Source organism: Pseudarthrobacter sulfonivorans, from assembly GCF_014712225.1.
Taxonomy (GTDB): Bacteria; Actinomycetota; Actinomycetes; order Actinomycetales; family Micrococcaceae; genus Arthrobacter; species Arthrobacter sulfonivorans.
This window is the reverse complement of record NZ_JACXBW010000009.1, coordinates 1-12885: the sequence shown is the minus strand read 5'-3', so window position 1 is coordinate 12885 and position 12885 is coordinate 1. Positions and strand designations below refer to the sequence as shown.

Genomic DNA, 12885 nt, shown 5'->3' with positions numbered 1-12885 from the left:
CCGCCGGGTGTGGTGCTGCCGGATTCTATTTGCGACAACTATGCGGGGGCGGCGGGTAGTCCCGCACCGGCTACGCCGTCGGTGAACAGCAATGCCCGACGGCGGCGGTCCGGGTGGCGTGCAGCGGAGGGCTGTCCCGAACGGCTTTTAACGCCAAAAGACCCGGACGCAGGGTCCGGGTCTCTTGGCATGTCTTGCGACATTTCAAAATGTGGAGATGGGGGGAATTGAACCCCCGTCCGATGTCGTGTTGTCAGGGCTTCTCCGGGCGCAGTTTGCGTCGGATTTTCTCGGCCCCGGCCACGCTGCAAACAGCTGGCCGATCCGGGCCCAGTCATCTAAGAGTCCCGCTCACCCCGATGACGGAGGTAAGCAGCAGTGGCTATCTAAATGACGCCAGGTTCCGGGGCAATAGCAACCTCGGGCTGACGGACTGTCTTACTGCTTAGGCAGCAAGAGCGAAGTCAGTGCGATCGTTAGATTTGGCACTTATTGTTTTGCAGACAGCGTTTACGAGATAATTCTGCATCCTCGGCCCGCTTCACCTGTCGCGACTAACATCGTCGAAACCGATCATCCCCGTATTTTGTTATCAAACCGGCTGAGCGGTGCGAGCACCATCCCTGCCGGACTATTCATCATAACGCATACCCGCCGGAAATCATTCCAGCCCGGTTGACGCCTCTACCGGCGGTTGCGTTCCCGCATCACGCGCTGCGCTTCGCGGTTGTCCTGCTGTTCGCGGAGGGTCTGTCGCTTATCGTATTCGCGCTTACCGCGGGCGACGCCGATCTCCACCTTGGCCCGTCCGTCCACGAAGTACAGCTGCAGCGGCACGATGGTGAAACCGGACTCCCTGACCTTGTGGGAGATCTTGATGAGCTCCTCCCGGTGGAGCAGGAGTTTGCGCCGGCGCCGGGCTGCGTGGTTGGTCCAGCTGCCCTGGTTGTACTCGGGGATGTGGATTCCCTCCATCCACAACTCGTCGTTGTAGAAGGTGCAGAAGCCGTCCACCATGGACGCGTGGCCTTCGCGCAGGGACTTGACCTCGGTGCCCATCAGGGCAATGCCGGCCTCATAGGTGTCCAGCACGAGGTAGTCATGCCGGGCCTTGCGGTTGGTGGCCACCACTTTACGGCCACTTTCTTTGGGCACGGTGGAACTCCTCAGTTCTTGGATCCTGGTTGGCTCCGGCCGGTCCGGCGCGGAGTCATACCAGTGTACGGCAGGCGGGTACCGGCGTTACAGCAGCCGCATCGGGTCGACGGCAGCGCCGTTGAGCCAGGTTTCAAAGTGGGCGTGGCAGCCCGTGGAGTTGCCGGTGTTGCCTGAGTAGGCGATGAGCTGGCCCTGCGATACCTGCTGGCCGTTGGAGACTACGATGCTGCTGTTGTGGTAGTAGATCGTGGTCAGGGAGTTGCCCTGGACTACGCCGTGGGAGATCTTCACCCGCCAGCCGCCGCCGTCCGCGGAGTTCCAGCCTGAGGAGAAGACCTCGCCGGCCGCCGCAGCGTAGACAGGGGTTCCGCAGGCCGCGCCGAAGTCGATGCCGGTGTGGACGTAGCCGCCCTGGCCGTAGAAGTCGATGGTGCCTGGCGGGGTTGAGCGCCAGCCGAAGCCGGAGGTGATGGGCACGCCACCTGCGAAGGGGTGCTGCAAGCCAAAGGCCGAAGGCGATCCGGTCACCGGAGCGTACGGCACCTGCGGCGGCGGGGCCTGTCCCTGCGCGGCGGCCCGGGCGGCGGCGGCCGCTGCAGCAGCCTCGGCGGCCCGGCGCTGCTCTGCTTCCCACGCTTCCCGGAGCCTGCGGTCGCGTTCGGCGATCTCGTTGGCCACGGCATTCTGGCTGGCCTCCACGGCCGCTATTTGGCTTTGGATGCCTGGTTTGGCTGCCTGCAGCTCGGCGTCGAGGCGCGTGGTGTCGGCGATCAGCTTATCGACCTGTGTTTTCTTCACCTCGGCCTCGTCGCGGGCCGCCTTTTCCCGTTCCAGGGCGGCGTCGGCCTTCGCCTTGAGGTCCTTGATCTCAGCTTCCACCGCTTCGAGCCTGGCCTGGGAGTTCACGTTGGTGGCGCTCTGCTGCGACAGCTTGTCCATGGCCGCGTTCTGGCTGCGCATGGCCTGGTCCGCGAGGTCCATGGTTTCGGTGAGGCTGCCGCCGTTGTTGGCACCGAAGAACAGGGTCAGGTTCGAGGGCACACCGCCGGACTTGTAGGCCTGGGTGGCGATCTGGCCAATCAGCTTCTTGGTGTCGGCAATCTTCTGCTTATCGGCATCAAGCTGTTGGGTTATTTTGGCTTTGTTCTGCTGCGCAAGGTCGACCCTTGCGGTCAGGGCCTCGACTTCTTTGACGGCACTGGCCACGCGTCCCTGGGCTTCCAGAAGGGCCTGCTGGGCTCCGGGCAGCTGTCCCTGGTAAATCACCAGGTCGCCGGCCGCCTTCGCGATGCGGGAATCCACGAACTCCAGCGACTGCTGCACACGGGCCGCCTCGGCTTCGAGGGCTGCGCGCTTGTCATCCAGCTCGTCGGCGTAGGCCGACGGGGCCGAGGCGCCCAGGCTCGCGGCGAGGAGAAGGACCATAACGCCGCTGATCAGGCCGGTGCGGCGGCGTGCCGGCGCCAGGCGTGCCGGCGCCAGGCCTTCCGCCCGGTGGCGGGGCGCAGTTCGGTGCAATACGTTCATCAGGATTCCTTGGTCGGTCTGCACAGCCTAAACCTTCAAGTATCTGCGCAAGGTCAAGAGGGACGAAATTCCTGCCAAAGATCCGCCAAGGATCAGCAAGGCCGGCGCAAGAATGAGGGTCTGCCCGGGCGAGATAAACGCCGTGTCCGGATACTGCTTCGAGAGGTACTCGCCGAGGAAGAAGTGCGCTACGGCCCACAGCGTTCCCGAAGCGAGCGCGGCTCCAATGACGGCAGCAATCACACCCTCGAGGATGAACGGCAGTTGGATGACCATCTTGGATGCGCCCACCAGGCGCATGATTCCGGTTTCGCGGCGCCGGCTGAAGGCCGAGAGCCGGATGGTGGTGGCGATCAGGAGGATGGCGCAGACGATCATGACGCCGGCGATGCTGACAGCCACGAGCGATGCCGCGTTCATGGCCGAGAACAGCCGCTCCAGAAGCTGGCGCTGGTCAATGACCGTTTCGACGCCGGGCTGCGAGGAGAACGTCTCGCTGATGATCTGGTACTTTTGCGGATCCTTCATGTTGATGCGGAAGGAAGCGGGCAACTGGTCCGGCGTCACTGAATCGACGATCGGTGAGTTGGAGAACTGGTCTTTGAAGTGCTTGTACGCCTCATCTTTGGACTCGAACTGGAAGTCGTTGACGTACTGGGCCACGGCGGGCGATTCCAGCAGGGTCTGCAGGTTGTCCTGCTGCTCCGGGGTGACCGGCCCGGTGGCGCAGCCGGCCGCCGTCGAACCGTCACTGCAGAGGAAGATGGCCACCTGGACTTTGTCGTACCAGTAGCCCTTCATCTGGTTGATCTGCAGCTGCAGCATGCCGGCGGCGCCTACGAACGTCAGGGAGACAAAGGTGACCAGGATGACGGAGACCACCATGGAGACGTTGCGGCGCAGGCCGCTGCCGATCTCACCGAGGATGAACGCGAGCCTCATCGCTGCCCCTCCCCTGCACCGGGCTGGCGGTCCCCCGGAGTGGGCGGTTCCTCGTCCCGGCCGCTGGCGTCCTTCAGCCGGCGCGACTGGCCCACAACCGGGATCATGGACGTGTACAGGGCTCTGGCCTCGTCACGGATGACGATGCCGTTCTTGAGCTCCACCACGCGTTTGCGCATTTCGTTGACGATGTCGTCGTCGTGGGTGGCCATGACCACCGTGGTGCCGTTCTGGTTGATCTTGTCCAGCACGCCCATGATGCCCATCGAGGTGGTGGGGTCGAGGTTGCCGGTGGGTTCATCGGCGAGGAGGATGCCGGGGCGGTTGACTACGGCGCGGGCGATGGCCACACGCTGCTGCTCGCCGCCGGAAAGTTCGTGCGGAAGGCGGTTTTCCTTGCCTTCGAGGCCCACGGTCTTCAGCACTTCAGGCACAGTGTCGCGGATGACGCTGCGGCTCTTGCCGATGACCTGCATGGCGAAGGCAACGTTGGCGAACACGTTCTTCTGCGGGAGGAGCCGGAAGTCCTGGAACACCACGCCGATTCCGCGGCGCAGCCTGGGCACACGCCAGCTGGAGATCTTGGCGACGTTCTGGCCGGCCACATAGACGGCACCCGAAGAGGCCCGGTCCTCCTTGAGGACCAGCCGGAGGAAGGTGGACTTTCCGGATCCGGAAGCGCCCACGAGGAAGGCGAATTCACCGCGGTCAATCTCAAGGTTGATGTTGTCCAGCGCAGGCCGGGCCGTCTGGTCGTAGACCTTGGTGACATTATCGAATCGGATCATGGCCCTAATTACCCTGCAGGGCACTACTGATGCAGCCCAGATCTGCAGCCGGCGCGCGGGCATTCGTTTAGGGGAATAAGAGGCCCCGGCCCCTTGACTATACGCAGTCCTTTTGCCGGATTTCGGGGGTTTCAGGGGTGTGTCGCGGGATGGCGGTGACGGGCCTGCCGGCCGCGACCGCCGGGGGGCTACTTCGCCGCGTTGCGGTTGTCGGTCCGCCAGCGGATCCCGGCGTCAATGAAGTCGTCAATCTCGCCGTCGAACACTGCAGAGGTGTTGCCGACTTCGTGTTCGGTGCGGAGGTCCTTGACCATTTGGTACGGGTTCAGGACGTAGGAGCGCATTTGGTCGCCCCAGGAAGCCTTGACGTCACCGGCGAAGGCCTTCTTCTCGGCGTCCTCCTGTTCCTTCTTCAGCAGAAGGAGACGGGACTGCAGCACGCGCATGGCGGCGGCCCGGTTCTGGAGCTGCGACTTTTCGTTCTGCATGGACACCACCGTGCCGGTGGGGATGTGCGTGAGGCGGACGGCGGAGTCCGTGGTGTTAACTGACTGGCCGCCGGGGCCCGAGGAGCGGAAGACGTCCACGCGGATCTCGTTGTCCGGAATGTCGATGGAGTCCGTGGACTCGATCAGCGGGATGACCTCAACGGCGGCGAAGGACGTCTGGCGTCGGCCCTGGTTGTCAAAGGGGCTGATCCGCACCAGCCGGTGGGTTCCGGCCTCGACGCTCAGCGTACCGAAGGCATAGGGGGCCTTGACCTCGAACGTTGCAGACTTGAGGCCCGCCTCCTCGGCGTAGGACGTGTCCATCACCGTGGTGGGGTACCCGTGGCGTTCAGCCCAGCGAAGGTACATGCGCATCAGCATTTCGGCAAAGTCGGCGGCATCCACGCCGCCTGCTCCGGCCCGGATGGACACCACGGCTTCACGTTCGTCGTACTCGCCGGAAAGCAGGGTCACCACTTCCAGTTCCTTCAGGGACTTCCGGATCGACTCAAGTTCGGCGGCCGCCTCACCCATGGAGTCGGCGTCGTCCTCGTCCTGGCCGAGTTCGACAAGGACTTCCAGGTCGTCAATCCGCGACACCAGCTTGTTCAGCCGTTCCAGCTCGGACTGCCTGTGCGAAAGCCGGGAGGTGATCTTCTGGGCCGCAGCGGGGTCGTCCCACAGGTCCGGTTCGCCCGCGCGTTCGCTCAGTTCGGCGATGTCTTCCTTCAGGGCCTCGACATCGCTGACGCGCTCGATGGAGTGGTACGTGGCGCGAAGGGCGCGGATTTCTGCGGAAAAATCAATATTGGCCATGGTTGTTTAAGCCTACGCTATGCGGCCGGGAGCCCGGGCTCCCTGCCCGGCCGGCGGTGACGGGTCGGACTCCCGGCGCGGGCGGAGGCCTGCCGGTGAGCGGGCGAGGCCTGCCGGTGCGGGTAGAGAGGCCTGCCAGTCAGCGCGTGAGCCGGGAACGGGCCGTGGACGCTGCTTCAATCCGGATCCCGTCCGGCACCAGGAAGTTCACCACGGGTGGGTGGACCACCGAGCTGAGAACCACGACGGCGGTGGAGCCGTCGGGGCTGCCGGTACCCTGCGTCACCGCCAGACCGTCGAAGCGGGCCGACGCCGGGCTCCTGGCCACGAAGTCTGCCGCCACGTTCCGGACGCGCTCGGAACCGAGGACGGCGGAGGGGCTTCCTGTCTCCCCCGCGACCTCCCCGAGGGTGTAGCTGTCTGCGGCGGCGAGCGAGGCGCCGTCGGCCAGGGACAGCAGCCGCTTGTGTTCGAGGTAGACGCTGGAGATGCCGATGACGACGGTGACCACCAGCAGGGCGAGCAGGACGTAGCCGACGATCATGACGATCATCTGCCCGTCTTCCGCCGGCTGGTCCGGGCACTTCGTGGGGGCACTTATGGGGGCGGTTGCGGCGGCGGGGCGACTGTTCATCCTGCGGTCACCTGAACCTGCCAACCAGCTGGGTAGATGATGCCTGGACTTCGCTGGCCTGCAGCCTGAAGTCGTCGTTGAAGGGAATGAAAGGCAGCGGCAGGGTGAGGGTCACGGTGACAGTGACGGCTGTTCCGGCGGCGTGGCAGTCGGCGGGATCGCAGCGTGTGGAGACGTGGGCGGCGCCCGCCTCATGGCCGAAATCCGCGAGGGCAATGAGAACTGCCTGCTCGGCGGCGGCCTGGCCGGATTCTGCATCGGGCTGGGCAACGAATACCTTCGCGGCCTGATCTGCGGCGCCCACCACGGCAAAGGATCCGCCCTGGATTTGGCCGACGGTGATGATGAAGTACACGAGGGGAACCATCAGGAGCAGCGCCAGGAACGTGAATTCGACGACGGCACTCCCCTGTTCCCGGTGTCCCGTCTCCTTGTTCTGTGTTTCCCTGTGCTGCGTCGCGTTCTGCTGCCTGCAGAGGGCCACTCGGAACCTGTTCTTGAAGCGGGCACTGGAAGAGTCGCCGACCCCACCTTTGAGGCCGGCCGACTCCAAGATGCAGGCCCGGCTTTCGAGGCACTCCCGGCCGTCAGGGCCGGCACGAACGGGGTTACGGCTGGATGGCAGCATGGCCCTTCACCTCCAAGACGTCTCGTGGTCCGATGAGCCCGATGACGGGCATGGGAGCCTTGATGGTCACTTCGAGCGTGCGCAGGCCCTTGAACGTCACTTCGGCGGTGCTGATGTCCTGCGCGAACTCGGCGTTCAGCGCGGTAACTATCAGGGTTGCCGCCCGCGCTTCCGCATCTGGGGCGCCACGGTCCGCGAGCGTTCCGTAGCGTGCGCCGGAGGCGGCGGCATCAATGAGCGTATTGCGTACGTGCAGGACCAGGGTGAGCTGGATGATGGCCAGGAAGAACATGGTGAGCAGCCCGCCCACCAGCACAAAGTCCACCACCGCGGACCCTCGTTCCTCCCTGCGCCAGTCCTCGCCTGCGCCGGGACGGCGTCGACTGGAACTGCGCTGGCCAGCGTCAGGCATGCCCTAGCTTCCGACCTTGTCCATGGCCTGATTGAACATCGCCTCGAGAGCCGGGCCGGCCAGGGCGAGTAATGCCGCCACGAGGACAGCTGACATCAGGGTGATCATCACCCAACCGGGCACGTCGCCACGTTCCGGATGGTCAGGAAGGCCTGGGCTGCCCGGGTCGTGGTGAGGGTTTGCAACCTCCCGGCGCTCGGAGGCTGGGACCCCGGCCTGTGACTGGCGACGGCCTCTCTCGGATCCGGAGGAGCCGGACCATGTCCAGAAGCCTGCCAGCAAGGTAAGGAACAAAACGCTGCTCGAGATTCCCAGTTTTTTCATTTCGATTCCATTCACTAAGTAGTACGGCGGTCGAGAGGGTAAACGTCGTTGGGTATCTGACAGTTGAGTGACGGTCATGACTACAGTCCAAGGCTGATGGCGGCAAGGCCGGGGAACACGGCGAACACAACCGTTAAAGGAAGGACACCGAAGACGAGGGGCACCATCATGGCTATTTCCTTCTTGCCCGCCGACTCCATCAGGTCCCGTTTTGCCGTGTCGCGGACATCCTGCGCCTGTGCCCTCAGGACGTCTGCCAGGGGTGTTCCGCGCTCGACTGCGACGATGATGCCGTCTACAAATCGGACGAGCGGGCCAAGGTCTGTTCGGGCGGAAAACTCCTGCAGCGCTTCCACCAGGGGTTTCCCCGCCCTGGTTTCAGCAAGGATCTTGGAGAATTCCTTAGCCAGTTCGCCATTCGCACTACGGCAGACCCGATCCAGTGCTCCGGTAGCGCTTTCGCCGGCGCCGACAGCCAGCGCCATCAGTTCTGCCAGACTGGGAAACTCAGCCATCATCCTGGTCTTACGCCTGCTGATCTGGACGCCCAGCCAGAAGTCGCGGAAGAGGAATCCGCCGAGTGCGCTTCCCAGCACGGCCACCACTGCGAGGAACGGAGTGAAGCGGCCGGCCAGGGCGCTCAGCACCACCAGAGCCAGCGCAGCAACAAATCCGGAGGCGGCCCAGAGCAGCTGCTCAGCGCGGAAATCCACAGGTAACTTGTTGATTCCGGCCTGCGCCAGCCGGCGGGTCAGCGCCTTCGAACCGAGGTTGAGCCTGCCGAGGGCAGTGAGGCCGTCGTGAAGCAGGGGACGCACAATCCGTTCCAACGGACCGAAGGGCGTGGCGTTTTGCCCGCCGGCGCGCAGCAGCCGGGACTCCAGGTTCTGCGACTTCAGCTGCGGTTCAATGCGCTCGACGAAGGTGACCGGGCGCATGAAGGGCAACCTGACGAACAGGATCCACAGACCAACGCCGAGGACGATGCCGCAAACAAGAGCGGCTGCCGAGATGCCACTCATCGCAGCACCCGTTGGTCCTGGGGCAGAGCGCCGATGCGCAGCATGACGGAATAGCAGATGAGCGAGACCACCAGGCCGCCCAGAAGGACCCCTGCGCCCATCGGTGTGTTGTAAGCGTTCACAGCCTCGGCCCGGGTGGCCAGGAGGAGCATCACCATCCAGGGCGCAGCGACTGCCAGCCGGGCGGCGTTGACGGTCCAGGACTGCCGGGCTTCCAGTTCGCTGCGTGTGCGGGCGTTCTCGCGCAGGAATTCGGCCAACGTGCTTAGGAGCTTGCCCAGGTCTGAACCGCCCACCTCGCGGGTCAGCCGGAGTGCCTCGACGATTCGGTCCGCCACGGGATCGGCCAGACGATCCTTGAGCTTGTTAAGCGACGCGTCGAACTGGCCACCGGCGCGGTAGTCAGCGCCGAAGTCGCGGAACACGTGCCGGAGCTCCTCGGGCCCCTTCTCCCCCAGCTGGATGAGAGCCTCCGGCAGGGAAAGGCCGGCGCGGATGGCGGAACGTAAATGGTCCGCCACGTCCGGCCAGAGCTGGCGCAACACGGCAGTCCTTTTGATGGCCCGCCAGCGAACGATGCTGACGGGAAGCCAGCCGCCGAACAGCCCGAAGCAGACGGACATGGGCCAAGAACCGGAGATGACAAAGAAGACCAGTGCTACAAATACGCCCAGACCCAGGCAGGAGGCGACGAGGCCGGCGGCCGTGACTTTCTCGATGCCGGCGGCGGCCAGCAGGTCCTCGATGCGGCTGGCCCTGGGGCGCCGCTTCACCGCCGCCGGCTTCTCCCAGAACGACCACCAGATAAGGAACAAACCGGTCCCGGCAAGTACCCCGAGCAGCGGCGCCATCAGCGCGGCTCCAGCAGCGCCGCGACGTCGTACCCTGCCCGGGCAAACTTCTCGGCCGCCGGCATGGAGTTTGCCCGGGGCCGCAACTGACCGTCCGCCATCGCGAAAATCATTGACGATTCGATGATGCCGTTCTCCACCCGACGGCCCAGGGAAAGGATCTCGGTGACTTGCCGGCGTCCGGTGGCGTGCCGGCTGCAGTGGACCACCAGGTCGATACAGGACGCGACCGTAGGGACAACGAAAGCTGACGAGATGTTTTCGCCTGCGAGCAAGGGCAGTGTGCAGATCTTGGTCACGGCGTCGTGGGCTGAATTTGCATGGACGGTGCACATCCCGGGAAGGCCGCTGTTCAAAGCGATCAGCATGTCGAGGCTTTCGGCTTCACGGACTTCGCCCACCACCAGGCGGTCCGGGCGCATCCGGAGCGCTTCCTTGACGAGCCTGCGCAGCGGAATCTCGCCCTCGCCTTCGAGATTGGGCTGCCGGCATTGGAGTCCCACCACGTCCCGGAGCGGAAACTGGAGTTCGAAGATCTCCTCAACGGTGATGACGCGCTCGCGGCTGCCGATGCTTGCGGCCAGGCAGTTGAGCATGGTGGTCTTGCCGGCCTGGGTGGCGCCCGAGACAAGGATGTTCAGTCCGCTGGAGACCGCGGCGCCGAGGAACCGGGCGGACTGTGGCGTCAGGGTGCCGAGCTCAACCAGGTGTTCCAGCCTGCTGGCCTTGACGACGAACTTGCGGATGTTGACCGCCCAGTGCCGTCGCGTGACGTCCGGGATAACCACGTGGAGCCTGGAGCCATCAGGCAGGGCCGCATCCACGAAGGGTGATGACATATCGAGGCGCCGCCCCGAACTCTTCAGCATGCGCTCCACGAGGTCGCGCACCTGCTGGTCCGTGAGGCTCAGGGATGTCAGCTCCGATTCGCCGTTCCGTGCCACGTAGATTTCGTTGGGCGCATTGATCCAGACCTCCTCGATGGAGGGGTCATCCAGCAGCGGCTGGAGTACGCCGAAGCCCGCTACGGCATCAAACACAAACCTGCGTGCGGTCTCGAGCGGACCAATCGGCGGCAGCGGTCCCATGAGGGCCCGCTCGTCATAGTCGCTGACGGCCGCCTCCACCAGGCGGCGCACTTCCCCGGCCTGACGGAGCGGATCCAGACCACGACGGCGGATCAGCTCGCGGACTTCGTCTTCCACGATGCGCACGGCATCCATAAGTTCCCCAATACAACTGTCGCCCCAGGTGGAGGCGGTTCAATTGGGATACAGCCTAGGGAGCGCACAGCATGCCGCCAAGCCACATGCGGGAAGATTGTGGATAACTGGGGGGCCATTATTCACATTGGCAACATCCGGAACTCTGGTTGCAGCAGACACTGCGGTGTTAGGGTAAGCGCGTTAAGGTCTCGATATCCCAGTTCAGTGTCTCCTGAACTGCAACCCCTAGTGATGCGCTGTCGCAGCGCCGCGCTTTCCCCGGAGTCAAAATGAAGCGGAATCAGTCAAACAATCACCGTCCCCTCCTGCACGTCCTGGGGACAGCAGTCTTGGCTGCCGGTCTCATGGCGGGCCCCGGTCTGGCAGGCGTCGCCTTTGCCGTTGACTCGAGTCCCACACCGGCGCCTTCCGCAACATTGGCGCCGACCACGTCCCCGTCGCCCTCACCTGCCGTCTCAACAGCCGAAGCGGCGCCGGCTGCAACAGGTCCTGCACCTTCCGTCCCCCCGGGATCGACGACTACCCCCTCCAACGCGTCGGTACCTTCCGTGTCGGTACCTTCCGTGTCGGCACCTTCCGCTACGAACGAATCGATGGCGCAAGCCATCGGCGTCGGTGGAGCAGAGATGGGCCAGCGGTCGAAGCGGGTGACCGCTTCGTCGCCGTCAGCCTCGATACAGAATTTGCAGACGGAGTCTCTCAGCACCGAGGGCACCTGGATGCCAACGTTTGGGGTCCAGGGACTCGACGTAAGCGGCCATCAGCCGAACGTTGACTGGCAGCAGCAGTGGAATATGGGCGCCAGGTTCGCCTACGTGAAGGCCTCCGAAGGCAACTACTTCACCAACGACAAGTTCAACTCGCAGTACCAAGGATCACGCAACGTCGGAATGATCCGGGGCGCCTATCACTTTGCCATTCCCAACTGGTCCTCGGGCGCCGACCAGGCGCGGTACTTTGTTGCAAACGGTGGTGGATGGTCCGCTGACGGGTCCACCATGCCGCCGGTCCTTGACTTTGAGTTCAATCCCTATGAAAACCGGACCATCAACGGTTTCTATTTCGGCAACACCTGCTATGGCATGTCCGCCGCCCAGCTCGGATCCTGGGTCCGCGACTTCGGCAACACCATGCAGTCTTTGACGGGGCGCCTTCCTGTTATCTACACCAACACGAACTGGTGGAACCAGTGCCTCGGCAATCCTTCCGGATTCGGTGACTACCCGCTGTGGGTTGCGGCGTACCCTGGCTCACCGACGAACAACGCAGGCGCGGTTCCCACAGGGAGCTGGAGCAACTACAGCATCTGGCAGTACAGCAGCACCGGCCCGCTGGCCGGCGACTCGAACGTTTGGAACGGCACCTATGACGAGCTGAGTGCCTTCGCGAGGGCCGGTATTCCTAGCGCGGCGTTCAAGGCGATCACCGCGTTGGCTGCCTCATCCCCAGAACTGGGCAAGGCCGTTAGCAACGTGAGAAGTGGTCCGAAGGGAGGGGTTTCCCAGGGCTACGAAAACGGCGCCATCTACTGGACCGCCTCCACCGGCGCACACATCTCAGCCGGCGTGATCCGTGATGCTTGGGCCGCGCAAGGCTGGGAATCCGGCCCCCTCGGCTACCCCACCACCGACGTCAGAACCGCACCGAACGGAGCCAAATCCCAGGGCTACGAAAACGGTGCCATCTACTGGACCGCCTCCACCGGAGCACGCATCTCCATTGGCGTGATCCGTGACGCCTGGGCCGCCCAGGGCTGGGAATCCGGTCCCCTCGGCTACCCCACCACCGACGTCAGAACCGCACCGAACGGAGCCAAATCCCAAGGCTACGAAAATGGTGCCATCTACTGGACCGCCGCCACCGGGGCGCAACTCAGCCCCAACGGACCAATTCGCAGCGCCTGGGCCGCCCAGGGCTGGGAATCCGGTCCCCTCGGCTACCCCACCACCGACGTCAGAACCGCACCAAACGGAGCCAAATCCCAAGGCTACGAAAACGGTGCCATCTACTGGACCGCCTCCACCGGAGCACACGTCTCAGCCGGCGTGATCCGCGACGCCTGGGCCGCC

13 protein-coding genes and 1 other RNA gene are annotated in these 12885 nt (G+C 64.3%); 1 reads left to right on the top strand and 13 read right to left on the bottom strand.

Annotated elements, in window-relative coordinates; all coding sequences use genetic code 11:
- Positions 1-209: 209 nt before the first annotated feature.
- The 13 genes from ssrA to IAQ70_RS12565 form a co-directional block, all read right to left on the bottom strand.
- Positions 210-581: a transfer-messenger RNA gene (ssrA, locus tag IAQ70_RS12625) on the bottom strand.
- 103 nt (positions 582-684) lie between these two features.
- Entirely contained in the window at positions 685-1155 is a 471-nt protein-coding gene (smpB, locus tag IAQ70_RS12620) for an SsrA-binding protein SmpB (RefSeq protein WP_190989669.1), read from the bottom strand.
- A gap of 87 nt (positions 1156-1242) precedes the next feature.
- Positions 1243-2685, bottom strand: a complete 1443-nt coding sequence (locus IAQ70_RS12615; protein WP_190989668.1) for a M23 family metallopeptidase — start codon at positions 2683-2685, stop codon at positions 1243-1245.
- Between the two features lie 27 nt (positions 2686-2712).
- The gene (gene ftsX / locus IAQ70_RS12610; protein ID WP_190989667.1) at positions 2713-3627 is read right to left on the bottom strand and encodes a permease-like cell division protein FtsX; all 915 of its coding nucleotides are present in this window, start codon (positions 3625-3627) and stop codon (positions 2713-2715) included.
- Positions 3624-4415, bottom strand: a complete 792-nt coding sequence (gene ftsE, locus IAQ70_RS12605; protein WP_190989666.1) for a cell division ATP-binding protein FtsE — start codon at positions 4413-4415, stop codon at positions 3624-3626. The genes ftsX and ftsE overlap by 4 nt, the downstream gene beginning before the upstream one ends.
- 188 nt (positions 4416-4603) lie before the next feature.
- Positions 4604-5719 (bottom strand): peptide chain release factor 2, encoded by a 1116-nt coding sequence (prfB, locus tag IAQ70_RS12600; protein ID WP_164198925.1) that lies wholly within the window; start codon positions 5717-5719, stop codon positions 4604-4606.
- Positions 5720-5858: 139 nt separating this feature from the next.
- A complete protein-coding gene (locus tag IAQ70_RS12595) occupies positions 5859-6272 on the bottom strand; it encodes a pilus assembly protein TadG-related protein (RefSeq protein ID WP_190989841.1) in 414 nt (137 codons plus the stop codon).
- Between the two features lie 88 nt (positions 6273-6360).
- A complete protein-coding gene (locus IAQ70_RS22770; protein ID WP_223860009.1) occupies positions 6361-6981 on the bottom strand; it encodes a TadE/TadG family type IV pilus assembly protein in 621 nt (206 codons plus the stop codon).
- Positions 6962-7393 carry a TadE/TadG family type IV pilus assembly protein gene (locus IAQ70_RS12585; protein WP_190989665.1) on the bottom strand — a complete coding sequence of 144 codons (432 nt, stop codon included), beginning with the start codon at positions 7391-7393 and terminating at the stop codon, positions 6962-6964. Before IAQ70_RS12585 ends, IAQ70_RS22770 begins: the two co-directional genes overlap by 20 nt.
- 3 nt (positions 7394-7396) lie before the next feature.
- Positions 7397-7717, bottom strand: a complete 321-nt coding sequence (locus IAQ70_RS12580; protein WP_190989862.1) for a hypothetical protein — start codon at positions 7715-7717, stop codon at positions 7397-7399.
- A gap of 80 nt (positions 7718-7797) precedes the next feature.
- Positions 7798-8739, bottom strand: coding sequence for a type II secretion system F family protein (locus tag IAQ70_RS12575; RefSeq protein ID WP_190989664.1), 942 nt, complete (start codon positions 8737-8739; stop codon positions 7798-7800).
- Positions 8736-9590, bottom strand: a complete 855-nt coding sequence (locus IAQ70_RS12570) for a type II secretion system F family protein (protein WP_190989663.1) — start codon at positions 9588-9590, stop codon at positions 8736-8738. The genes IAQ70_RS12575 and IAQ70_RS12570 overlap by 4 nt, the downstream gene beginning before the upstream one ends.
- Positions 9590-10813, bottom strand: a complete 1224-nt coding sequence (locus tag IAQ70_RS12565) for a CpaF family protein (protein ID WP_190989662.1) — start codon at positions 10811-10813, stop codon at positions 9590-9592. The genes IAQ70_RS12570 and IAQ70_RS12565 overlap by 1 nt, the downstream gene beginning before the upstream one ends.
- 722 nt (positions 10814-11535) lie before the next feature.
- Here IAQ70_RS12565 and IAQ70_RS12560 point away from each other — a divergent pair.
- Positions 11536-12885, top strand: a 1350-nt coding sequence (locus tag IAQ70_RS12560; protein ID WP_317983651.1) for a GH25 family lysozyme, incomplete at its 3' end; no start/stop codon positions are given.

Coding starts and splice junctions, on each gene's coding strand:
- IAQ70_RS12615 (WP_190989668.1), bottom strand. CDS start 2,685: ATGAACGTATTGCACCGAACTGCGCCCCGCCACCGGGCGGAAGGCCTG.
- ftsX (WP_190989667.1), bottom strand. CDS start 3,627: ATGAGGCTCGCGTTCATCCTCGGTGAGATCGGCAGCGGCCTGCGCCGC.
- ftsE (WP_190989666.1), bottom strand. CDS start 4,415: ATGATCCGATTCGATAATGTCACCAAGGTCTACGACCAGACGGCCCGG.
- prfB (WP_164198925.1), bottom strand. CDS start 5,719: ATGGCCAATATTGATTTTTCCGCAGAAATCCGCGCCCTTCGCGCCACG.
- IAQ70_RS12595 (WP_190989841.1), bottom strand. CDS start 6,272: ATGATCGTCATGATCGTCGGCTACGTCCTGCTCGCCCTGCTGGTGGTC.
- IAQ70_RS22770 (WP_223860009.1), bottom strand. CDS start 6,981: ATGCTGCCATCCAGCCGTAACCCCGTTCGTGCCGGCCCTGACGGCCGG.
- IAQ70_RS12585 (WP_190989665.1), bottom strand. CDS start 7,393: ATGCCTGACGCTGGCCAGCGCAGTTCCAGTCGACGCCGTCCCGGCGCA.
- IAQ70_RS12580 (WP_190989862.1), bottom strand. CDS start 7,717: ATGAAAAAACTGGGAATCTCGAGCAGCGTTTTGTTCCTTACCTTGCTG.
- IAQ70_RS12575 (WP_190989664.1), bottom strand. CDS start 8,739: ATGAGTGGCATCTCGGCAGCCGCTCTTGTTTGCGGCATCGTCCTCGGC.
- IAQ70_RS12570 (WP_190989663.1), bottom strand. CDS start 9,590: ATGGCGCCGCTGCTCGGGGTACTTGCCGGGACCGGTTTGTTCCTTATC.
- IAQ70_RS12565 (WP_190989662.1), bottom strand. CDS start 10,813: ATGGATGCCGTGCGCATCGTGGAAGACGAAGTCCGCGAGCTGATCCGC.